Below are 23,717 nucleotides of genomic sequence, written 5' to 3' on the forward strand. Positions count from 1 at the left end.
GCTTGTTGCGCATGAGCATGCGCCGAGATCCCGCTTCGCCCAAACCTGTCTTGGCCTTTCCGCCGAGCGTGACGATAAATGAGTTAGCATCAGTGGGAGCTGCTTACTCAGTTAGGTATCGACGCAGGCTCGCTCAACGCTCGCGTTGTTGCCATTCGGCGCGGCGTTCTAGCTGGTGTCCCGTGAGGCCATGCGGATTCAAGGATTTGGTCCTACAGGCCGGTAATCCTCAAGTTTTTCGCCCCGGCGGTTGACTCTTGTTTCGTTGATCTAAATTGCAGGGTAGCATGCCTACCACTTCTAATATGGGAAGTGCGCCGTTGGTTTAAGCATTTCTACTAGGCACGTCAGGGGGAGGCGTGGGGGTCGAAAGAAAAATCATTCACGCCCGAGAGCTGCTCGTATTGGCTCGAAAGGGCGCACTGGAAATTATTCACACGAACGAGCTCACACCGATCAGGCGCGTTCGAATTTGTCTCGGCTTGCTGGCGGGTGAGCCGGTTGAGGGTGGGCTGTCCGAGTTTGCTTCGCGTCTATCCAAGCTCGGCGTCGATCAGAAGCACTATTGGGTCGGTACTTTTTATACGTTGCTGCTCTCGCCAGCCGTGCGGCGTGCGCAGGCAGCATATTTTACGCCGCCCAATCTTTCGAAAGCGCTCATCCGCCTCGTCCGCGAGCAAGGGTTCGATCCGCTCCGGCATACGGCAATTGATCCAGCGGCCGGGGGCGCCGCCTTCCTGTCGACGCTGGCTGGCGAAATGCGCGAGCTTGGAGCGTCACCAAAAGACATTTTGCGTCGGTTACATGGGATCGAGATTGATCGAGGGCTCGCGCGCCTCTCGGAGGCCCTCATCGCCGACCGCGCCGACGGCGTCATTGCCACTGGGTCGGTGGTGGAGGTCCGCGACGCGCTAAAAGCTCGGCACACTGCAACGTACAATCTGGTCATTGCGAATCCGCCTTACGGGCGGATCTCGGCGGACGCGCTGCGCGGCGACGCGTGGCGTGACGTGTGTCATCCCGGGCATATAAATAAGTATGCCCTGTTCGCGGAGCGCTGCTTTCGTCTGGCTAAGCCCGGCGGCTTGGTCGCGCTCGTTCTTCCATCCAGCTTTATGGCCGGGCCGCTCTATGGAAAATTGCGCAGCTACATGCGGGAAAAGGGAGAAATACTGACCCTGGGCTCCGTGACGACGCGCAACGATGTGTTCGTTGACGTTACGCAGGACGTGTCAATCGTCTTGGCCCGCGTTGGTACCGAACATCGCGCCGAGCGTGCCGTTTCCTTTGGCAATGTAACAGGCTTCGGACCATTTCGATCGACCTTCGCGACAACGTTGCCTGCGAACTCCGAGGATGCCTGGATGTCGGCGGGCAAGCAGCCCGGACTGGCAATTGGTGGCGCGACGCTAGCCGACTATGGCGCTGTTTTGCGCGTGGGCTACTTCGTCTGGAACCGCGAACTTGAGCGCATGTCGAAGCGACGAAGCGCGAAGCTCGACATGCCATTGGTGTGGGCGCGCAACATCCGGCCGGGCGCATTTTGCTTTCCCAAGGCGAAACGCGGCAATGGCATCGACTTCGTACGGTTCGATGAAGAGTCTTCGGGAATCGTGAGGACAAATGCGATCGTCCTTCAAAGAACAACCAATAGCGCCCAGTCGCGTCGCCTCATTGCAGCCCGCGTTTCGCCGAGCGTCATAAAGAAGTGGGGTGGCTTCGTCACCGAGAATCATACGCTTGTCATAACGGGCCCGAACGTTGCGACGCTCAACGCGCTCTGCTTCCTCCTGAATTCGGCTGCGGTCGACACACGTTACCGTCAGCTTTCCGGCACTGCGAGCATTTCCGCGAATTTGCTTCGCGGCTTGGATTTGCCCACGCCGGAAGCTCTGGCAGAGGCGGTTGATGCGCTTGGCTTGAGTGAGGCGGCGGTTGAACGAGCATATGCAAGGGGACTTCCTGCAAAGAAGAAGCTCACCGCATGAAGAATGGCCGGTTTGATCCGAAACGCGATCCCCATGTGCCGCATCCGTCACATCGTGAGCGCGCGGAGCAAGCTGCTTCAGCACGCAAACAACAGCTTGAGGCTCGCTCGCGCCAGTTGGCAGAACAGGCTGCCAAATCCGAAGCTGAGCGCGCAGCTATTGCCGCGCGGCCCGTACGGTCATCAGCCGCATATCGCGCGGCTCTTGCAAGTATCCCGTTCTCCCGCGCCGGTGAGACAGTACGGCTTTCGATCAGCGAGCCATACCAACGCCTCGTCGAAATCGCAGTGCGCTGCATTGAGGAGAAGGCGCGCGAGCCGGTCTTGTGTTGGCCCGAATTCGAGGTCAGCCCGGCGGCCATCGCCGCTTTCATGACGCTTGCGGACAACGCTGCGACGCCATTGATCAAGCACGATGCGCTCGATGCCCGAGGCCCACCCTTGGGAATGCGGGCCCTCATTTACCCCTACGCCACCAGCGTCCACCGTCCCCTTCGAAGGATATACGTAGACAAGGAGGCGGTAGGCCGCTTGCACATCCAGCATCAAGTCAGGACAACGCGCCAAGGGGAAGACCCAGCGCTGGCCGACTACCACAAGGCGGTTGCGCGCGCAAAAACGCTGACCGGCAAAGCACTGGACGGAAACACTTACGACGAATTTCAACACCCGTGCCTGGACGAAATGCTTCCTTCCGGTCCCTGTTCGGGGGGCGACGGCCGGAAGCCTCTTCTCTGGCGGGTAAAGTCCAAGACTGACTTGCGCGATATCAGCCGATCAGGCCAAGCTGACGATGCTGCAACCGCACGATTTTATCTCTTTGGCATGAGAGGCACCGACAATGTTTCTGCCTCGTTAAAGGCGCTACGAAGAAAGCTCGATATTGTATTGCTCGATCTCTCCCAGACAGGGCGCAACCGGTTAGGGCGCGACTGGGAGAGCCGGGTCCAGGTGTTCCTTGCCGAACTTGAACGCCATGTTGGAAGCGTTGCCGTGCTGGCGCTCACGGATGACCTTTGGACCTTTGACAGACTGCGGTTTCAAACCTTGCGCGGCGATGCCGCAGGCAAAGGCAGATCAAAGCCTGTGTCGTCCGACATTATTTTCGGACAAGCCTCGGACCTGATTGTCGCCGCGTCTCCACCTCCGGCCACGTACTCCGTAGTTTCAAGACAGGATGCAATTGGCTTTTCTGGCGATGTTGAGAGCCTTCTGAAGAGCATCCGCGCCGAGGCGCGCGCAGCCAAGGATCTCGGCGATGGACTCGCCAGCGAGCTGTTGTATCGCCTTGGCGGTATCCTTCGACGCTGCGCATCCTTGCCGGGCTCACGGAGTGATTTCTCCGCGTATGTTGAGCGGGAGGCAGGCAGCTTGGCGGCGGCTGATCTCTTGGCTTCATACCGGGTTGGTAGCGCTATTGCAGAAATTAGAGCCAGCGTCGGGGCATGGGCGCAGCATAACAATGCGGCGCGCACGGAGCTTTGCAGGAGTGTTGAGCGCGTCTGGGGCAATACTGCGCTCTTAACACCGATGGCGCCGCTGCTGCAGGACGTCGTCAAGAAGTTTGTGCGCGCAAGTTCACGAACGGCGCTTCTCTTCCGCAATGACATGCTGAGCGATTTTGCTTCCTACGTTCTTCGCAAGGATGCGGAAATCGGTGAACAAATCGAAGCCCGGATCGAGAAGAACATGCTTCTCCTTCTCGACAAGGAAACCTTGAATGACCTCGCGAAGTTGCCGTCGCCGGAGCGCAATCAAATCAAGACGCTCATCTGCGTCGCACCTACGCGGGGGCAGATACTATCCCTCCTAGCGCGACCTTGGTTGCCGGAGAGCCTGATTATCCTCGCTGACAGCGACACGCTCGCCAGCGCTGCACGCGATGCCGCTCGGCTCTTGGCATACCCGCAACTGTCGGCAATCCATAAACGGGTCTCGGGATTTGCAGAGAAGGCCGGTGCTGCTGTGCATCGTGCCTCCGGCACTATGGATACCCATGCCGATCACGAAGAAGACGATGTCGAATTTCCTGCGAGCAGTGTCGTCAACCTTGCCGGCACGGTACGCCCTAATCAGCCGACCATTCGGTTCAGGCTTTCGGGCGACCAGATCGTCATTGCGCGCCCTGGTACAAAACTGATTCTCCTTGATCGCTCCCGAGCAGTACCCATTTTCACGGAGAGCGAAGCCAAAGACGTTGAGGCAGGAGACCGCATCTGCGTCATCGGTGACGCGTTCCTTGAAATGGCCCGGCCGTTGCTCAACATCACGGTGCGGGCAGCCGAAGAGATACGGGACTATCATCAGCTTGTTTTGGAGCGCTTTTCGCGGCTGAGCGGAGCGTCTGATGCGGCCAAGCTTGCGGTGCTCGTCGCGGCTATGAATATCCCTGCCGTGACCGTGCAGCGCGCGAGCTATTGGATCAATCTGCGCGACCAACTTGACGTTCCGTTGCACGACGTGGTGCCGCATGCGCCGCGAGAGCGACCGACCTTTATGGCTTTCATGCGGGCATTGGGCGTCACCGAGTCCATCGCGGCACGGTTTTGGACGTGGGCTGTCATCGCCCAGCGCGCAAGCCGCTTGCGTGCGGCGATCAGTTTCCATGATGCGTACAGAACGATCTTGATCGACAACTATGCGGCCCAATCCAGCAATCCGGAACGCGCGCGGGATATCCGCAGGCTAAAAGCGGCGGCTGAAGATTTTGTGGGCGTGGTGCAGGAGAAAACCGAAGAGCGAGGTCAAGGTGAACGGGCTTAGTGCAGCGCAACTGTCGGCGGTTTCGCAAGAGCTCAAGGAAGGCGTTTGCAACGCGCTCGTCAACATGACAATCGCGCGGGTCTCAGGCAGCGACGCCGAAGGGCGTGTTCTTTTTGGCAGGACTCCGCGCCGTTCGATTGTGTCCGGCCAATTGCTGCCGCGTTTCGACCCCACAGGCCAGGACGACGAGACCTCCGACATTCGGATCGCCGCTTCTGGCATGGATTTCCATATTGCGGCGAATGCAGCCGGCCAATCGACGATCACTCCCTCTTTCTCGCTTTACGTCCGCGTCCTTCCCGACTGGGCCGAACTCGCCGACGAAGCCTTGAGCCTCGATGTTGATTTTAAGCTCCGCGCCGCTGTTCAGGCCGCCGTCGACACGCGGTTCCGTCAGCTTCGCGGCGAGCGGTTTGCCGCTGCCCGCGTGGCGACGCCTGACTGGCCTAACCTCAATCCCGAGCAGCGCCAGCGCATTCGCCAGGAACGGCAGGCGATCCTCGAAGAGGTTCGCCGTCAGGCGTATCATGAGCAGGGCATCGAGTTTCAACAAGGCGACGAACAGCTGCTGAATCCAAATGCAGAGGACGGAGACCAGGGACCGAACCCCGGGCCTCAGGCTGACGGTCAGGCCGCCGCGGACGGCCAAGACGACCATGCCGCCCAGCTTCGCATCGGGCGGCTGCTGCAGCGCGGGCGTTCGGTGCCGTTTGGCCTTTTAGAACCGGTGCCCGCGCCCGCTAAATGGCGAAGAATTGACCTCACATTTGCGCCGTTCGTCTGGCAGATTGATGCCGAAGGATTGGAGCTTGCCGCTCGCGTTTCCGAATACTCCAGAGCGATGCGCGACAGTGCGCTCCAACAAGTCGCTGCTTGGGTGAATTCGGCAGAGGGATTGCAACAGGTTTGGCGGGACGTACGCGTTCAGCCCCAAGACGTGATTTCGGAAGCCGCCTGGAATGGATACAGGCAGCGCGTTGCCCAAACGCCTCCTTCGCTGCCTGATTTACTACCGGCGATTGCCGGCGTGGCCCTCCAGCTCGACCGGACGCCGGATTTCGTTGATGCCACGCGGGTAGCCGTGCGGGTCATGCTCGACAATGGGTCGCCCGAGCTTTCACGGCGAGACGCGTTTACGCACTGCGAAGTCATTTTTAGGACGGAGCTCGCCGTAACCCTCCCGGCAGGCGTGCATCGACCGTTGCGCCTTGATCGCGTCGAGCCATCCTATCGCTTCAGGCATTTTATGCACTATGCCGCAATCGGGTTGAATTGCGGCGTCACAAGTCGGCAAGCGGGAGACGTTCTTACCCTGCGGACGACATGGTCCCCCCGGTTTGTCCAGCCACGGATTGTGCCGCGAGCGCCAGACGCTCCCGTGGCCTTCGCCGAGTTAGCCTCGGAAACGCGCGCCGTCCTTGATCTCCTTTCTATTCCGCAAGCGTACGTCGACTGGATCGGCAGCGAAGAGGCGAGGCTGAGGAGCGCCGTGCGAGAGGGCCTGAATCCAGCGGAAGCTGACATTGAAAGCCAACGCTTACAGCGCGATTTGGGCGACCAACGACGGGAAGCAGGTTACATCGAGCGCGGAATTCGATTGCTGAGCCAATCGCAAGAGGCTTACCGAGCGTTGGCGTCAGCGAGCGAGCACCAACGGGCGTCTTTGGAACTCCGCGCTGCGCCCTATCGCGCCTGGCTTCTAACCAATCAGAGCTTCCTCAATCGCGATCGCGGAGATCCACAACGTGGGTGGAGGCTTTTCCAACTCGCCTTCATCCTTGCCCATGTACCGACCTTTGCGTCCCGCATGGAAGAATATCGCGACTGGTTTGATCCTCTCTTGGATGAAGCGGCGGCAAGCCTTCTTTACTTCCCAACCGGCGGTGGAAAATCAGAGGCATTCTATGGAACCTTGATTTTCTCAATGTTCCTCGATCGCCTGCGCGGGAAAACGCGCGGCGTCACCGCGATGATCCGCTATCCATTGCGTTTGCTGACGCTCCAGCAGGGGCAGCGGCTCTTGCGTCTTGTGACTGCTGCCGAACTAGTTCGTATCGATCGGCGCGTCGGTGGCTGGCCGTTTGAGATAGGCTTTTGGGTTGGTGGCAACAATACGCCCAACCGCTATTCCTATGTTCCGGCTATCGTGCCTCGGGCAGACGATGCTGACCATCCGGATGACCGAAACCTTGAGGAAGGCGCTGACGGGGCCGACGCCGATGCACGCCGTGCAGCCGAGCGCTACCGCGAATTCCGCGCCGCCTACAACAAGGTGCCCCAATGCCCATGTTGCGGTGCTGCGACCGGCTTGCGGCGCTTTGAAGCTGAGGGACCGACGGCGCGCCGGCTTGGCATTGTCTGCTTCAATGATCGGTGCTCCTTCAATCGTGCCCATCCGAGCCGAACGCCGCTCCCCTTTCTGCTGACGGACGACACAATCTATGCACGGGCTCCTTCGATCGTGCTCGGGACGATCGATAAGCTCGCGATGCTTGGACAGCGCACCACGACCATCCGCCAGCTCATCGGAATGTTCGGCCTGGCGCGTGGTGTTGGTCCCACAGGTCATCTCTCGTCACCACCGAACGAAGGCGATATTGCTGCATGGCTCTCGGGTGATGGATATGAGCCGGTCGCTCCCGCATTTGACCACGGGCAAACGGTGTTTTTCGATCCATTTCCCTCGCTGATTATTCAAGACGAAGCACATCTCCTTGAGGAAAGCCTTGGGACGTTTAGCGGGCTTTTTGACAGCCTTCTCGACGGGGTATTTGCTGAGATCGCGCAACTAGCTGGCGACAGGTTGCACGTTTCCCGCATCTGGATTGGGGGGAGGGCCGGTGGTCCGCGCACTCCCAAAATTATCGCGGCCACGGCGACAATCTCTAATCCGGAGCGGCAACTTGAAGTGCTCTATCAACGGGCTCCGCTGCGCTTTCCCTGTCCAGGTCCCGATATCTATCGATCGTTTTTTGCCGAGCCTGCCCCAGCCCCTCGCGAAAACCCAGCGCGCGTTGAGCTGGAGCGCAGCTTGCCACTTTACGAGGTCCCGGAACGTACCTCACCATGGATGCGACTGTTCGTTTCGCTCATGACGAACGACGCCACGCACACTGTAACCGCGGTCGCCGTCCTGAGCGCGTTTCATTCGATCATCACGGACGTCTGGCAAGGTTTGCTCGCGCCTGCAACCCGGGCCGCCACGGCGGACGCGCTGGCTGACCAGCAAGGGGACGACGAAGGAAGCGGTTGGCGGCGCGATGCAATCCGACGCGCGATGCAGGACGGGCGCTCGAACGAGATTTTCGCGCTTATCGATCTTCACCGCATTGCCTTGGCTTACGTCACCAACAAGAAGGGTGGCGACCAAGTCATGGACGCCCTCGACTCTGCCGTTCGCCTGCGTCATCGCACGCGTCATCAGCCGCTCGATGGGTTCGTGAGCCGCCTCATCTCGGGTGGTATCGATATGAAGGAAATTCAAGAAATCATGGTGGAGGCTGAAGCTGGCCATCCCGGTGCCCCTTATCCGCCCCTTGCCGGTCAGCTTCGGAGCATCGTTGCGACGTCCGCGATCAGCCACGGTGTTGACGTCGATCGCTTCAATAGCATGTTCTTTGCGGGCCTTCCTTCCGATATCGCCGAATACATCCAGGCATCGAGCCGCGTTGGCAGAACGCATGTTGGTTTCGTCATGCTTGTCCCCACCCCGCAAAGCAGGCGCGACCGCTATGTCGTCGAAACCCACGACATCTTCCATCGCTTCCTTGAACGAATGATTGCGCCTCCCGCTGTCGAGCGATGGGCCGAGAATGCAATTCGGCGAGTGCTGGCGTCGCTGGTCCAGACATGGGCAATCATGCGAGAGAACCAATCCTTTGTCCGTGCAGCGGACTCAGCGAAAGCAGGTACCGATTGCTTCGAAACAATCAGCCCAATCCGGGCCCTCATCCGCCGAGACCCGGCCGGGTTCACCGCAGAACTTGGCGACTTCGTCTTGCGCGCCATCGGTTTCCAGGGCCGGGGATCGGATGGTCTTGGCAGGCCGATCTACTCTGAGCTGTACCGCTCGCTCGTGGAACAGGAAGTCTACCGCTTCACTGCCAGCGTTCGGAATTTCGACACCACGCTCCGTCTGTACGAATATTGGGAAGACTCTGCCGCTCCCTTCAAGCCGCCGATGACCTCTTTGCGCGATGTCGATGAGGCCGGAATGATTGCCGCTGCGGGCTTCGATGCCCGCGTAACGCAGGGGCGGCGAACGATCGATCAAGATGACTTGGTCCGGGTTATGCGTGCCATCCGTCAACAGCGGGGAAGCGTTGCCGAGACGGACGTCGATGCGCAGGCGAGGGCACCCTGATGACAAACGACGACACAAATCAGGGAAATCGTCGAGAAAACTGGCGCAATCGGCGGCAAGGCGCAGGAGCTCGGCCGCATCAGGACGACACCGAGGCCGAACGCCGGCAGCGCCCGCCGGTGATGTTCCGTTCACGCACACAACTTGCGACGACTTACGCCCCCGGGGTGCTCTTCACGTGGGAAGGAGCGAAGGGAATTTGCCGATCGGTGCCCATCGATCGCGGCGAGGCGCAGGTTTCCGACGCCACGCGCCTCCTGATCTTCGACGGTATGAAGGAGATCGCATCGACATGGTTCGCGCGTGGTTCCGGCTTGAGGGCGCCAGTCACTGTTCCGATTGAGCTCATTCTCGACGACGTTTTCTACGACCGTAATTCTCAAATCGTAGACCGGGATTGGGGGCGCATCTTCCAGCTCTGTGATCCCGGCACCATGGGCTACGTCCCATATCCGCTCGTATACCGGTGCGGGGTCTGCGGGCGCATCCGCCAATACGACACGATTGCCGACCAAGCGCGCCATCCGTTGCCTGCCCGTTGCGGCGACCATGAAGCGCGGTGGACGCAGGTTGACGTCGTCTATGTGCATTGGTCAGGGCACCTTGAACCACTAAGCCCGTACCGTAACAATTATGATGCCAATCGCCGCTACGTGACACGGCTCACCACATGCACGTGCGGCGGGCAAGAATTCACGCTGAGCAATCAAGCCCCCGTCTTTTCGGATTGGCGCTTTATCTGTGACAGCTGCAAATCGCCGCGCGATTTGAAGCAGCCGGACCCTCTAACGCTCGAAATCCTGGAACGTGAGCGGGCGAATACCGGGAGGAATTTCGAGCGCATCGAAGTTAATATGCTGCCGGTTTCCTACCGTGCAAACTCAGCTTTCTATCCCCAAAAGGGCACATTCATCGAGTTCCGGGATCGCCGCGTCGTTGAACTTTTGCTCCCCCAGCGCCAACCCGATCTGTTGCAGCGCCTGGCGGAAATCCATCGTATCCCCTTCGCTTCGCCGTCAGACGATGAAATTCGTGCTGCGCTGGCCTCGGCTGGCCGTGCTGCCGAGTGGGATGACTACAACGATCATTGTGAAATGGCCGAGCGGGCGGCAGTGCGCGGACAAACGGATCGCGCCGATGGCCTACAGCGTGAAGCCAACATGATCCGGGAGGCATGGTTTGCTTCCCAAGTTGTCGAACGGGGGCACGTGCAAAGCGCGGCTCTTGCTGCGGCTGTGGTTCAGCGGGGCGATTGGGCTCGCCGGTTTGATCCGATCCGGCTGACCATCGAGCACGACCGGTTCGTCGCGGAGCACATCCATGAACGCCGTGCCCAGCATGAATCCATCGATGTGATGGAGCCTGATCGCCTGATTTGCGATGCCGTCGGCGACCCGGTCCGCCTGGCTCAGTATCAAAACACGACAGGGAGCCTCCTGAGGCGTACTGGACTCGACCAAATCGTGCTGATCCGGGGCTTGCCGATTTGCGAATTCAGCTTTGGTTTCACCCGCGTGTCCTCGACCCCGATCTACTATCGCGAGTTTAACGGGCGAAGCGTCCCGATGCCGGTCAGGCTAAATGCTTTTCCCGAGCTTCCAAACGGCCGTCGGCCCATCTATGTGACACAGCAGCGCAACGAGGCCCTGTACTTCAAGGTCGATGAACGCCGGGTAAGGCGCTGGCTTGCTGCCAATGGAATGCAGGACGCAGATGCCGAGGCGGACAAGACACTTGGTGCGATCTATCTCGAACATTACTCCGACTTTGGTCCGTTCCTCGACGAATTCAAGGAGCGGGAGGGGCGCGGGCAGGCGCCTCGCTCTCTCACGGCCTTTGTCTATCTTCTCCTTCACAGCTTGGCGCACCAGGTCATGCACGCGCTTGCTGACATTTCCGGCCTGGATCGCGACGGGCTCGGCGAACATCTTTTCCCAGCCGATCTCGCCTTTGTGGTTTATCGCAAGGGCATGACGCCAGATCTCGGGAATATCTCGGCGATGTGGCGCAACCATGCCCACGACTTCCTCTACCGCTTACTCGATCAACGGCTGTTGCGATGTGGGTCGGGCTCGCTCTGTGACACGCGCGGCGGCGCATGCCCGGCTTGCATCATGGTATCCGAGGTAACGTGCCTCGGCGGCAACCAACTTCTGTCGCGGTCGGCTTTGAAAGGCGGACCCGCCCCTAACTGGGAACCCCAAGGGAGCCCACCACTCGTCGGCTTTTTTGATCCGGTGCTCTTACATGACTGACTCTCTTATCGCACCCTCTGCCCGTGCGCGCTTTGTGGTGACGTTGCCGCCAGAGCCGAGCCGCATAGGCGATCAGCTCCAACGCAGGGCAGGGGCATCGTTCACGACGCTCACAGACACCAAAGACGCGTTTCTCCATCTCGCGCGCCGTGCGCGGGAGCGGCTCGTCATTATCACACCTTATATTGACGCTTCGGGCGCAGCTTGGGCTGCCGACCTGTTCGACGCCACGGACGCGCCCAGCAAGGTCTTGGTGCTCCGCGGAGCCGATCAGCTCACCGTATGCGGGGCGGAGGGAGAGCGGCTCCAACGTTCGGCGACGAATGTTCATGACTATGCGCTTGCCGGCGTGCTTCCAAACGGCCAATCCTACGTCGAAACATTTCACGCCAAGGTCGTGCTTGCCGACGGTGCCGCGGCCTATGTCGGATCGGCAAACTTCCTTTATCGCTCGCGCGAGAAAAATCTTGAATGCGGGTTCCTGATGGAAGGTGACGCGGTCGCGCCAGTTGCGGTGCTTGTTGAGGCGCTACTGAATGTCTTCTAGTTGTGCTGGATTGTAGGGCGCACATCGCGCGGTTCGGCTATTAGCGGTCCTGGCTTACGAATATTTTGGCAAAGAGCCCCCCGACGCCGCAGTTGAGATACTTAAGTGACCGTCGACGGTAGAGGAGAGGATGCGTGGCAACGGAGGCCGAAGACCGGGCACGGCGCGAGCGAGCGTATCGGCATGTAGGACAACTCATCGACGGGATCGTTGCCCAGGCCTGCGCGCGGCACTATTTCGCACCAACGCAGGAACATCAGTTCACAAGTAAGATCGCAGATCGCCTCGAAAGCGAACTCAACAACCTCAGTGTGTTCGGCGTAAGCGTGTCGGTCCATGCCCAGGACTTCCCCGACAAGGGGCGCGGGAGCTGGGAGAAAGATTCCGGGGCGGATGTATATATCTCAGTCGTGATGAATGCCCCCGGCCATACCATCAACAAGGGTATGACAATTCAGTCAAAGTGGGACGATCACCGACAAGGCACCTGATGTTCTCGGAGGCGCGGATACGCGGTAGGACGGCGCAACGCGCGGACGCTGCTTCTAACGCGCTTCCCGCGCACTCCTTGAACCGCTAAAGGAAGCGAATTTGGATGCTCACGACTGAAGAACTCCTCAACGGACTATCGCCCGAGCTGACGCTGCGGTTCTTCGCGACATTCGCTCGCATGGAATTTGCGCTGAAGCAGCTTCGCTTGCTTCGTTTTACGGCAGAGGGAGAGGTTGCACAGATCGGCCACCCGCGCCTTGTTGCCCGGCTCGGGGCCGGATTCTTTCAGGCTGTTGAAGCTGCGCACGTGGCTGAAACGTTGATCGCGATCCCGCCAAAGCACTTTATCGTCAATGGTGACGGTGGCGTGGAATTCGGGGAGCAGCCCGCTCCCATAGGGACAACATCCGATTTGATCGGTGCGACATGGCGCGTCCGCAACAATCTCTTTCATGGCAACAAACTATTTCCGGCCAACCGTGAGCGTGACGAGGATTTGATGACGGACGCGCTGGCCGTGCTCGACATGATCCTGCAGGCGCTGCCCGATGTGTCGATGGCATTCCAGGAACCGCAGCAATACTTCTAAGCCGAGGCGTCTAGGACACTCATGGAGGAATGATCCAAGCTCTCAAGCAAGGAATTGCTAATGCTTCACGCGAAGATAGCCGATGAATTGCGCGCGCGAGGCATTACGCGCACTGCGAATAATCCGACGGGCGATCTCGCGGAATACCTGTTCTGTACGGCGTTTGGGTGGACTCGCGCAGGAAATTCCTATCCCAATGTCGATGCCATCGCCGACGACGGCTGCGCTTCCAGATCAAGGGCCGACGAATGACGACGAATCGCTCCAGGCAGCTCGGCGCCATTCGCTCCCTTGACGGCGAACATTTCGATTTTCTTGCCGACGTTCTCTTTGACAAACGGTATGGTGTCCTGCGAGCCGCCCTTATTCCCTAACAATCCCGTTGTGCTCGACGTGGTGCGGAAGCAGCCGGCTCAGATGATCTATGTGGGCGACAAGTACCAGCAAATCTACGAATGGCGCGGTGCGGTGAACGCGATGGAAAAAATCGCGACCCAGGCTGAGACCTACCTCACCACCTCGTTCCGCTTCGGCCCTGCCATAGCGGAATGGGCCTCGAAGCTCTTGCTCCTTCTCGGCGAAAAGCGGCCGCTCAAAGGCAACGCAGCTGTTAAGAGCCGGGTCGGGAGCGTTGAGCCGCGGACCATCCTGGCGCGAACCAACGCCTCCACCATTGGCGCAATCATCGAGTGCCTGGATAAAGGCAAGAAGCCTCATCTTGTGGGTGGTACGGATGAGTTGATGAACATGCTGCGCGGCGTGCAGGACCTGAAGGAAGGCAAGCAGAGCACAGTCCCCGACTTCTTCGGCTTCGACAAATGGGAGCAGGTTGTCGAGTTTGCGAAAAGCGGCGAGGGGGATCACCCTATGTCATTCGTGAACCTGGTCGAGGGCGCGGCGAGCGCCAATTGATATGGGCTCTCAATCGGACCGTCGACGAGGAGCGAATCTCCCGCATTGCCGGGTCAGGCGGACGAGATTTTCGATGCGGTTGATGCTGCTCATCGACGTTCCGTCAAGAACCGAAGTCAGGCTAGCGGACTTCGTCGGCTGTCGACATCGGTCTATTGGGAATGTTCTGCAATATCGCGTAGTCCTCCGCAGCAGTATCGCTTTCCTGGGGTTTATAGGGAGAGAACGACTTGATCAAACTAGCCTTGGAGTTCGCCGATAAGGTTGAGCATCTTGATCAGCGTCTGTTTGGAATCGCCGAGCTTTTTGGACAGAATCAAGTCGCTCCTGCCGGACATGCGCAATACGGCTTCGAGAACCTCATCGGAGGTGCGTACGAGATCGACCAGGTGCCGTCCCGTTGGTCCATTCTTGGCCGAAAACCAGTTCTTCACGGCGCGCTCGTTGGCATTTGTCAGAGCAACGACCCTCTTAATGGCGGCATGGGTGTCGCCAAAGTCCTTGTGAAGAGCCTCTGCAATCTCTCGTGCAAACTCGGCGCTTCCGAGATCTGTCGCTCCGTCAGGATGAGAGTTTCGTGAAACGGACTGAAATTTTCGGTCCCTTTTTGGAAGCGACATTCCAGCTCTCCCTTGGGTACGCTGAGCTATCCGCGAGGCTGGACCCGAATTCAGGTTGATCGATGACCGAGTAGCTTTCCGTGAGACGCGCAAGACAAGCAATTGCCGAAGAGCCACCCAAAGGCCCGGCACGGGCGGCGCAATATGTGCGCATGTCCACAGACCATCAAAAATATTCGACGGAGAACCAGAAGGAGGCGATCGCAGCCTACGCTACCCGGCACGGCTTCACGATCGTTCGCACCTATGCCGACGAAGGGCGCAGCGGCCTGCGCATCGAGGGTCGCGATGCCCTGAAGCAGCTCATCGACGATGTTCGAAGCCGCCGGACCGATTTCAGCGTCGTGCTGGTCTATGACGTGAGCCGCTGGGGTCGCTTTCCCGATGCGGATGAGAGCGCTTACTACGAATACACCTGCAAGGAAGCAGGCATCCGGGTCCAGTATTGCGCTGAGCAGTTCGAGAACGATGGAAGCCTGTCCTCCACCATAATAAAGAGTATGAAGCGGGCGATGGCCGGCGAGTATAGTCGGGAACTCTCGGCAAAAGTCTTCGCCGGGCAGTGCCGGCTGATCGGTCTTGGATTCCGGCAGGGCGGTACCCCCGGATATGGTCTCAAGCGGCAACTGATCGACGAGCATCGGACGCCCAAGGCCGATCTTGGCCGTGGCGAGTACAAAAGCCTGCAAACCGACCGGGTCATTTTAAAGCCGGGACCGCCGCAGGAAGTCGAGTTGGTGCGGCGCATCTACAGGTGCTTCGTCCTCCAGCTCAAATCCGAGGCTGAGATTGCCGCCATGCTCAATTTCGAGGGTATTCCGAACGAATTTGGCCGACCCTGGACCCGCGGGACAATCCACCAGATCCTTACCAACGAAAAGTATGTCGGTAATAACGTTTATAATCGCGTTTCTTTCAAGCTGAAGCAGGCGCGCGTAATCAATCCGCCGGATATGTGGATACGCGCCGATCATGCGTTCGATGCGGTTATCGACAGCGACTTCTTCCTTGCCGCCAGGCGCATCGTCGAGGAACGCAGTAAGCGGCTAACGGACGCCGAAATGCTGAAACGGCTAACAACGCTTCTAAAGCAGAAAGGGCACCTTTCCGGTCTTGTGATCGACGAGATGGATGAAATGCCCTCAAGCTCCGTGTATCGAACGCGGTTCGGCAGCCTTATCCGTGCCTACCGACTCGTCGGATACGATCCCGGACGCGATTACCAGTATATCGAGACCAACCGTGCTCTCCGGACGATGTTTCCGGACGTGCTTGAAAAGGCGATGGCGGGAATACGCGACGCTGGAGGAACAGTCGAGTTCGATGAGCTAACGGACATTCTGACCATCAACGGCGAGTTTACGGCCTCGATCGTAATTGCCCGCTGCCTGCACACTCCGGCCGGCTTTCTGCGCTGGAAGCTCAGGCTCGATACCGGTCTGCGTCCCGACATCACCATCGCTATCCGCATGGACGGAGAGAACAAAGAGATACTCGACTACTATCTCTTGCCCAGTATCGACATGTCGGCCGACCGGCTCAGGCTCGCGGAAGAGAATGGCATTTACCTGGACGCCTATCGCTTCGACGATCTCGACACGTTCTTTGGACTTAGCGCGCGCAACGAACTGGGAGTTGCCGCATGATCAACGAAACGGCGCCAGAAATTGTTAAGGTCCCTGTAGCGGACATCAGGGTCATCAACCCTCGATCGCGTAACAAGCGGATATTTGGCGAGCTTGTGACAAGCATTGCCCATCTTGGCCTCAAGAAGCCGATCACGGTTAGCCGTCGCAATGGTCACGGATTTGATCTCGTGTGTGGTCAGGGGCGGCTGGAAGCCTTTATAGCTCTTGGTCAAACGGAAATACCCGCGATTGTCATCGAAGCCTCCGAAGAGGATTGCTTCGTGATGGGCCTCGTCGAAAACCTCGCGCGGCGCCACCATTCTCCGCTAGAGCTGGTTTCCGAGATCGGCAATCTCAAGCAGCGCGGCTATTCGATCGGACAGATTGCGGCCAAGATCGATTTCAGCACCGAGTATGTCCATGCGATCTGCTCCCTGTTGGACAATGGTGAGCAACGACTACTGGCCGCTGTAGATAGGGGGGTTATTCCGCACACCATTGCCATGGAGATTGCAAAGGCCAAGGAGGGCGATGTCCAAAAGGCGCTTGCCGAAGCCTATGAGGCCAATGCGATTCCCGGCAATCAGGTCCTCGCAATCCGCAAGATCATCGAACAACGCAACCTGCTCGGCAAGGCAAAGACTCCAACAGGGCCGCGGCAACAGGCGAAGCGCGTGACCTCGAGCGCGCTTGTGCGCGCTTACAAGAAAGAGGCTGATCGGCAGAAACTACTCGTCAAGAAGGCTGGCCTGGCCCAAAGCCGCCTGCTCTTCGCCATTAACGCCCTGCGAATGCTTATGGCAGAGGTCCCGTTCGTCAAACTGTTGCAGGCGGAGGAGTTGCATACGCTCCCGAGGCCCATTGCGGAGCGGCTCCCCGGGGCGGGAGGACAGTCATGAGCATGGCCGATGTCCGGATAGCTTTTGAGCAAAACATCATTGTTCTCCCGTTTGATGCGATCCTGCCGCTAAGGCAGGTCTCCGACGAGACGAAAAGGCTTGTCCGGTACAAGAGAGTGGCCCAGTCGATTGCCGAGGTCGGATTGATCGAGCCGCTGGTCCTGTCGAAGCACCCCGACGAGAATGGGAAATACCTCCTCCTCGACGGTCACTGGCGCCGCGCGGCCCTCATGGATCGCGGCGAAACGAGCGCGCGCTGCATTCTAGCGCATGACGATGAGACCTTCACTTATAACAAGCGCATCAATCATCTTGCGACCATCCAGGAATATTTCATGATCGTGCGGGCGCTTGCGCGAGGCGTCTCGGAAGAAAAGCTGGCAAAAGCGCTTGACGTCAATATCGGTCACATCAAGCGGCGGCGCGCCATGCTGGACGGCATAAGCCCCGAAGTTATCGAGATGCTGAAAGACAAGATGGTCAGCACGGTGACCTTCGATGTCATGCGCAAAATGGGTTCGACGCGCCAGGTCGAAGTCGCGGAACTGATGCTGTCGGCCTCGAACTTCACCGTGGGCTATGCGCGGGCGCTTCTCGCGGCGACGAAGCAGGCTGATCTGGCGAAGCCCGAGAGGGCAAAACGGATCGATGGCATGACGCCTGAGCAATTGGCACGCATGGAACGCGAGATGAGTGCGCTTCAGCAGGACTTCAAGGCCGTCGAAGCATCCTATGGCGAGGATGTGCTGCATCTAGTGATTGCCTCGGGTTACATATCGAAATTGATCGCGAACCGGAAAGTCGAGCGCTATCTTGATCAAAATCACCCAGAGATACTCGAAGAGTTCAAGGCGATCGTTTCGGTCACGTCCCTCGATCACCCCGTGCCCAAGTCGACCGCGCGGTAATCACAGCTCAGGCGAAATGCGTTCGGCAATGGCCGCGTACTTAAAGGTCACGGGAGGCTGATCAGGCTTCGCTATTGCGGCTCCAACCTGTCAACTTGTCAACCGTGTCAACCCAGTTTCGGGACTTTGTCGCTGGAGAGTTCTTGGGGCGCGCTTGGGCCGTACGGGGGAGGGGGCCAGGAGGGACCCGCTCCGACCATCGATACCTTGATCACGCTTAGAGCAATGCACGAACGGACATCACCTATCAGGTTCGTTGTTTGCGGCGAAGCGGACGTCGGCTGCCGGCTTCGCGATGCCAGCTAAGGGCCACTTTGGGACTCACACACCGCAGCAAGCCGAATTAGTCCGGCGATTTGTTGTTGTTCCCATGAGGACGCTTTGTTCTGTCTCTCCGCTTCGGATGCAACTCAGGCGTCAGACGATTAGCCACGTAGCAAAAGTGCGACCAGCAGCCGATCCGGCTATCGGTTCAGTGGCGAGGGTTTGGCCAGACCCGAGGCTATGGCCTTTCGTCTGGCCACCGACACGCAATAGCTAATCCCTAAATGACGGGTCCAGCCGATCCAGCTTGCGAAGGAGTGCTGGCCAGGCCAGTGCGCCGGGGCCGGCGGCCCCACGTCTGGCTTTATTCGCAGCCGTCAGAAAGCCGTCGAGAACGGGCTGGGGGATAGGGATCAGCTCGCTGCCACCGGATTGCGCGCGGACCTGAATCATGCAGCTCGCTTCAAAAAAGTACATGAATGCGAATGCGTCGGCGATCGAGGCGGCCGCTGTGAGCAGGCCGTGATTGCGCAGCATCAGGAAGTTCTTGTCGCCGAGATCGCGCACGAGGCGCGGTTTTTCATCCTCGTTGAGCGCGAGGCCCTCGTAGTCGTGATAGCCGAGTCTAGAAAGCACGGCTAACGACTGTTGCGAAATTGGGAGCAGGCCGTTCTTCTGCGCGGATACCGCGACACCATTGGGCGTATGAGTGTGCATCACGCATAGTGCGTCCTGGCGCGCAGCGTGCACCGCGCTATGAATGGTAAAGCCGGCGGGATTGATATCATACTCCGAGGGCATCACCTTGCCGCCTTCAAGATCAACTTTCACCAGTGAAGACGCGGTAATTTCCTCGAACATCCAGCCGTATGGATTGAGGAGGAAATGGTGTTCGGGTCCCGGCACGCGAGCGGAGATGTGGGTAAAGACGAGATCATCCCAGCCATAGAGCGCGACGAGGCGGTAGGCTGCAGCGAGGTTGACGCGTACTTCCCACTCATCCTTGCTGACTTGATCGCGGACGCTGAGGGAGATTTTCGGGTTAGCGACGCTCATGGCGGTCTCCTTCTTGCTGAAGTGTGCAAACGATAAAGCGGAAGTCGCAATCATTCGATCACTTCGTCCCAAACGGGCGAACACTGGCTGCGACGGTCATTCGGGCAACCCGGCTTGCCGCAATCCTTCTTCAAATCGCGAGAGGTCTTCAGCACGCCGGTAAGGGCCCATGTCGCCGGATGAAACATAACATAATTCCCACCCATGAAGCGGGATGTCTGAACGGGCATCGGCTGTTGCGCGTGCGCGGCGAGCGGAAAACGGGCCGCAGCGCCCAAAAGCGTGATGAACTCGCGACGACGCATGTGCCCCTTGAAACCTAAAGCCTAGCACTTTGCGATGGAGCCGCGAGGGAGAATTTGTTCCCAACCGACCTCAAACATTGACCGGACGCATCGATGAAGTTGCTCGTACCGGCGTTCCGATGGAATAACTAAGACGGCGAGCACATCGGCCCACGATCACAGTGCGTAACGAAGCAGGCACCCGCAATACACGGTAGGCGTGTCGCGGATGGCGGCCATCTGATGCGGTCAACCATCGGCGGGATACCGCATTCTAGGCGAGCCAGACTTGGCAGCCTCCGATAGTTGGAAGGCTGATGGTGATTTTATCGTTCAACCACCCGATGGTTCGGCATTATGTGACGAATTCGCCGTAAGGCTTAGCCGTCTTTTTGGTCTGTCAGAATCGAGGAGATGCTTGGCGGCATGGCCAGTGCGGAACATCACTCTGGTCTTCCTTGCTGTAGGGATGTATCGAGTGTGAAGGATCGGCAGAAATGCTGCATCAACGTTTTGCTTTGGCTTTTCATACCTTTAACTCTTCAACATGTAGGGATGTAGGGAAAGGGCTATACGCACACATGAGAAGGTTGCTTATTGCCCCGTCCCGCATCCTAAATAGGTCAGGGAGAGCAAAAATCAAAAAAACCTGCACGACCTACATGAGCCCCGCTTAAGGCATTCTCTCGCTTACTGTATTCGCTCTATGTAGCATTCAAATCGACGCTACATCGATGTAGGATGATCCTACACGAGCTCACCTTGTCGAGCATCATACTCGCCGGATCGGCTGAGATGGCACGACGACGCGGCGTCTCAGACATGTTCTTGAGCGAGACCTGCGAATAGCGCGACGGCGCGCGACGCATAACCGCCGCGAGCGCATCAGCGTGACCAACATGCGTGGCAGATCGCGCTGGTGTGGCCCTTAATGCGGTTTGTGATTTTGTGGTGTGGAGATTGATATCGCGGAGAACTTGCTCTAGCTCGAAGCCTGCTATTTGGGAGCGGGGCGCTCGATGCATTTCGCTGACATGAGCCGAGGCGCTGTTGGAAACTCGTCGCGCATTGCCGAATGGGCCAATTTTCGATCTCGATTTTCTTTTTTGCTTGCCCCCGTCGATTTCTCAAAATGTAGGGATGTAGGAAGTATGTAGGATCAGTTTCGATCCTACATCGATCGTTTGTTGTTTGTATTCATTATCTTAGTTGGTTGTGATGTAGGGATGTAGGGTTAAAGCAGTACGCACACATGAGAAGGTGGTTAGATGATCCCTTCGCCCCTAAATATATTTGAGAGGGCGTTTTACAGCCAAACGCTACATGCCCTACATTGACTCCGCTTAGCTCATTGATCCGTCTGTGCTATCTCTTGCGTGTAGGGTGGCCGGACACCCTACATTGGATGTAGGGTACCCTACACAACGCCGAAACCCCTTCATCATCGCTCGGCAGCGCGCGTCGAACCTATCGAGCGGCGCCTTGCGCACATTCTCGAGGCGAGGTGCCGTTACAAGACACTTCCTTCGGCTAGACCGCTCTTATCCTTCGCTACCGCCGATGGGGACCCCGCCACGGCGGGGTGCGGGGCGAAGTCATGAGAGGAGTTTCAATGGCTTTCGAGGCATCCCGCCAAAATCGGGGGCGGGCGTATGCGCCCTAAGGGACTAAGCCAAGCAGCCCCTTGCGCTGATGAGCCCGCATGCTGCCGCAACAGCACCCGATGACCACGTAGAAATGGTTCGCCTTGGCAATGTGATGTGCTCGAAGAAAGGAGAACAGATCATACACCGACAACAATCACTGGGCTGATTTTGGGCGTATTCGTTCGCGTTTTGACGCTCAAAAGCGTCTCGAAATGCACATTGGAACCGCGCGGGATTTTGCAGAAAACCCTACAGAATAAGGGGTTTCAATGGTGGACGCACAAGGGATCGAACCTTGGACCTCTCCCGTGTGAAGGGAGCGCTCCTCGTTAGAGCCGCCGGGTCCAGATCAAGGCTCGCGTCAGGTGAGCTGACCACCGATTGACCACCGAAACCTCTTGAACGGACGGCGATAAAGGTGGTCAATCGCGAGCAAACTTCATTGTTTTCATTGATCTTTTCGTTTACTACTTACGTTCCGGACGCAGGGTATCCCTCAGTCAGATCGCAACTGGGACCGAATGTCGGTATCGGTGGTTGCGCCTCCCCGATTTGAACCTATCGATCGATGGCCTTGTAGTCGCAATTGACCCCGTAAAGTCCGAGTAGCGCGTGTTCGAATATCAGGCAGTGCAATCAACATGATCGTGCGACGAATGCCCACTTTCAGTCGGATAAACCCAGCGGTGCGACCAGTAAGTCATTGATTGTTCTCAATCCAGGGCTGTCTCTTAATCAGCGGGTCCCAGGTTCGAGCCCTGGTGCGCCCACCATATAAATCAAGCACTTAGCAGCAGACATGACGCGGTAAGGTGGCCTCGTTTTACAGGTCATTTTACAGATTTGTTCTCGCTTCGAGCTTCAGCACCGCAGCTTCGGCGAGCTGAATATCGCGACCCAAGTAATGCGCGTCGAGAATGGCTTCGACGTCCTTCAACGAGTGGCCGGTGACCGCAGCGATCTGCGGCACGCTGGCGCCGGCAATTGCCAACCGCACTACGGCCGTGCCGCGCAGGTCGTGAAACGTGAGACCGCTGATGCCGGCGCGCTCGCAGGCCTTTGACCACGACGTGCGAAAGCCGTCGGACGTCCAGGGCCGGCCCAGTGTGTTCGTCAGGATGAGCGGTCCCCGACGGTCGGTAGCGTCGAGCAGGGCTCTCAACGGCGTGCCGGCCGGCATCGCGACGCGCCGGCCGCCTTTCGACTGACGCAGCCGAATGTACGGGCTCTCGTACGCAGACCAGGGCAGGCGCAATAGGTCGCCCTGCCGTTGGCCACTCCACAATGCCAGTATCAAGGCGAGTTGGATCTCCGCCGAGGCGACCGACAGGACCGCAGCGATGTCCTGCTCCGACCAAATCTTATCTTTGCGGTCGGCTGCATAGAGGCGGCCGCCTCGCTCGCATGGGTTGGTAGCAATGATGCCGCGGTCCTTTGCGAACGACATAAGCCGCGCCAATGTCGTCCAGGCGTAGTCGGCCTTTCGTGGCGTGTTGGCGAACTTGTCTCGCCAGCCCTTAAACTCGCCGCGAACTCTACGGTCGGTGAGTGCGGCGATTGGCAAGTCACCGAATTCATCCTCGACCAGCTTGATGTAAGCGAGATAGGCGCGCTTTGTCGATTGAGCGAGCGCCGTAAACTCTGGCGCAGCTTTATACTGCGCAATGATCGTCATGAACGTGCCGGCGCGGGGCTGCCGGACGCTCGCGTACGCCTCGTGGTATTCGCGAACAAATTCCGGCGTGCCGGGCTTAGCCTTGATTTGTGGTCCGCCACGCCAAGCATAGTAGTAGGTCTTGACTTCACCCGTAGCGAGGCGGGCATTGACTTTATGAAGTCCTTTCAGAACGACGCGCACGTTTAGCTCTCCATTCATCCAAGGCAGACGTTTCCTGTTGCGGCTGGAGGCCGCTCATGATGTCCAATGCGAGGTCGATAGCTTTCAGATCCCAGCGCGTTGTGCCGGCAAGGGGCGAAGGCAGCCTGCCAGACCGCACCCAAGCCGAGAAAGCGCTCGGCGATAGGTTGCAGTAGGCAGCAGCCTGTTGCCTGCTCAGCAATCGCGGCGGAAGCTGTGGGCCGGGCGCCGGCTTGACGTCCCGGGTCGTAGTTGAGTTTGAGAACCAGACAGTCGCGCTAGTACTTCCAAGTGATGCGCGACCATCAGAGGCGGGCGAACGTTCGTCCATAAGACGCGCGTTGTGTGCGCGACCAGCAGATTTCGACTCCATTTTGACGTGCCAGTCGCCGGTACCAGCGGCGATTGTTTCACGTGACTCGTCCGAAGACTGAGTGGAGGAGAACTAGCGTAACACCGGATATAACCGTGTGTACTCGTAAGATATGGTAGGTTCGAGCAGGGATCAATAGATATCAGCTCGGCAGTTATGAAGCTCGCGCGCGCTCAGTCGCTATCGTAAATGTCAGCTTCGCTTGCAAGCAAGCGCGCATGCTGGGCGAAATCAAAGTCGCCATTTTGAATGAACCTCAAGTCGTCCGTGCCA

General features: G+C 58.4%; 16 protein-coding genes. 11 read left to right on the forward strand and 5 right to left on the reverse strand.

The window, feature by feature from the left end; translation table 11 throughout:
• The first annotated feature begins 359 nt into the window (after positions 1-359).
• From DCG74_RS36345 to DCG74_RS36375, 7 genes are all read left to right on the forward strand, one after another.
• Positions 360-1,988, forward strand: coding sequence for a class I SAM-dependent DNA methyltransferase (locus DCG74_RS36345; protein WP_172787536.1), 1,629 nt, complete (start codon positions 360-362; stop codon positions 1,986-1,988).
• Positions 1,985-4,750: a hypothetical protein gene (locus DCG74_RS36350; protein WP_172787537.1), complete on the forward strand. Its 2,766-nt coding sequence runs from the start codon at positions 1,985-1,987 to the stop codon at positions 4,748-4,750. Before DCG74_RS36345 ends, DCG74_RS36350 begins: the two co-directional genes overlap by 4 nt.
• The gene (locus DCG74_RS36355) at positions 4,737-9,113 is read left to right on the forward strand and encodes a helicase-related protein (RefSeq protein WP_257187496.1); all 4,377 of its coding nucleotides are present in this window, start codon (positions 4,737-4,739) and stop codon (positions 9,111-9,113) included. Before DCG74_RS36350 ends, DCG74_RS36355 begins: the two co-directional genes overlap by 14 nt.
• The gene (locus DCG74_RS36360; RefSeq protein WP_210268408.1) at positions 9,113-11,368 is read left to right on the forward strand and encodes a hypothetical protein; all 2,256 of its coding nucleotides are present in this window, start codon (positions 9,113-9,115) and stop codon (positions 11,366-11,368) included. Before DCG74_RS36355 ends, DCG74_RS36360 begins: the two co-directional genes overlap by 1 nt.
• Entirely contained in the window at positions 11,361-11,915 is a 555-nt protein-coding gene (locus tag DCG74_RS36365) for a phospholipase D-like domain-containing protein (protein ID WP_172787538.1), read from the forward strand. The genes DCG74_RS36360 and DCG74_RS36365 overlap by 8 nt, the downstream gene beginning before the upstream one ends.
• Before the next feature lie 134 nt (positions 11,916-12,049).
• Entirely contained in the window at positions 12,050-12,406 is a 357-nt protein-coding gene (locus DCG74_RS36370; protein ID WP_172787539.1) for a hypothetical protein, read from the forward strand.
• Between the two features lie 104 nt (positions 12,407-12,510).
• Positions 12,511-12,996, forward strand: coding sequence for a hypothetical protein (locus DCG74_RS36375; RefSeq protein WP_172787540.1), 486 nt, complete (start codon positions 12,511-12,513; stop codon positions 12,994-12,996).
• A 188-nt stretch (positions 12,997-13,184) separates the two neighbouring features.
• Here DCG74_RS36375 and DCG74_RS36380 read toward each other — a convergent pair whose 3' ends face one another.
• The gene (locus DCG74_RS36380) at positions 13,185-13,373 is read right to left on the reverse strand and encodes a hypothetical protein (protein WP_172787541.1); all 189 of its coding nucleotides are present in this window, start codon (positions 13,371-13,373) and stop codon (positions 13,185-13,187) included.
• 40 nt (positions 13,374-13,413) lie between these two features.
• Between DCG74_RS36380 and DCG74_RS36385 the strand changes: the two genes are divergently transcribed.
• Positions 13,414-13,908 carry a hypothetical protein gene (locus tag DCG74_RS36385; RefSeq protein ID WP_172787542.1) on the forward strand — a complete coding sequence of 165 codons (495 nt, stop codon included), beginning with the start codon at positions 13,414-13,416 and terminating at the stop codon, positions 13,906-13,908.
• Between the two features lie 239 nt (positions 13,909-14,147).
• Here DCG74_RS36385 and DCG74_RS36390 read toward each other — a convergent pair whose 3' ends face one another.
• The gene (locus DCG74_RS36390) at positions 14,148-14,528 is read right to left on the reverse strand and encodes a hypothetical protein (protein ID WP_172787543.1); all 381 of its coding nucleotides are present in this window, start codon (positions 14,526-14,528) and stop codon (positions 14,148-14,150) included.
• A gap of 80 nt (positions 14,529-14,608) precedes the next feature.
• Here DCG74_RS36390 and DCG74_RS36395 point away from each other — a divergent pair, with 80 nt between their 5' ends.
• Genes DCG74_RS36395 through DCG74_RS36405 form a run of 3 tightly spaced genes read left to right on the forward strand, consistent with a single transcriptional unit; the run spans position 14,609 to position 17,963 of the window.
• Positions 14,609-16,174, forward strand: coding sequence for a recombinase family protein (locus DCG74_RS36395; protein ID WP_257187497.1), 1,566 nt, complete (start codon positions 14,609-14,611; stop codon positions 16,172-16,174).
• On the forward strand, positions 16,171-17,055 hold the full coding sequence (locus tag DCG74_RS36400) for a plasmid partitioning protein RepB C-terminal domain-containing protein (RefSeq protein WP_210268409.1): 885 nt from the start codon (positions 16,171-16,173) through the stop codon (positions 17,053-17,055). The genes DCG74_RS36395 and DCG74_RS36400 overlap by 4 nt, the downstream gene beginning before the upstream one ends.
• Positions 17,052-17,963 (forward strand): plasmid partitioning protein RepB C-terminal domain-containing protein, encoded by a 912-nt coding sequence (locus tag DCG74_RS36405; RefSeq protein WP_246708910.1) that lies wholly within the window; start codon positions 17,052-17,054, stop codon positions 17,961-17,963. Before DCG74_RS36400 ends, DCG74_RS36405 begins: the two co-directional genes overlap by 4 nt.
• 537 nt (positions 17,964-18,500) lie before the next feature.
• Here DCG74_RS36405 and DCG74_RS36410 read toward each other — a convergent pair.
• The 3 genes from DCG74_RS36410 to DCG74_RS36420 all read right to left on the reverse strand — a co-directional run bounded on the left by DCG74_RS36410 (position 18,501) and on the right by DCG74_RS36420 (position 23,071).
• Positions 18,501-19,283 carry a class II aldolase/adducin family protein gene (locus tag DCG74_RS36410; protein ID WP_172787544.1) on the reverse strand — a complete coding sequence of 261 codons (783 nt, stop codon included), beginning with the start codon at positions 19,281-19,283 and terminating at the stop codon, positions 18,501-18,503.
• Between the two features lie 50 nt (positions 19,284-19,333).
• Positions 19,334-19,588 (reverse strand): hypothetical protein, encoded by a 255-nt coding sequence (locus DCG74_RS36415; RefSeq protein ID WP_172787545.1) that lies wholly within the window; start codon positions 19,586-19,588, stop codon positions 19,334-19,336.
• A 2,460-nt stretch (positions 19,589-22,048) separates the two neighbouring features.
• A complete protein-coding gene (locus DCG74_RS36420; protein ID WP_257187498.1) occupies positions 22,049-23,071 on the reverse strand; it encodes a site-specific integrase in 1,023 nt (340 codons plus the stop codon).
• Positions 23,072-23,717 lie beyond the last annotated feature (646 nt).

Source organism: Bradyrhizobium sp. WBAH42, assembly GCF_024585265.1.
Taxonomy (GTDB): Bacteria; Pseudomonadota; Alphaproteobacteria; order Rhizobiales; family Xanthobacteraceae; genus Bradyrhizobium.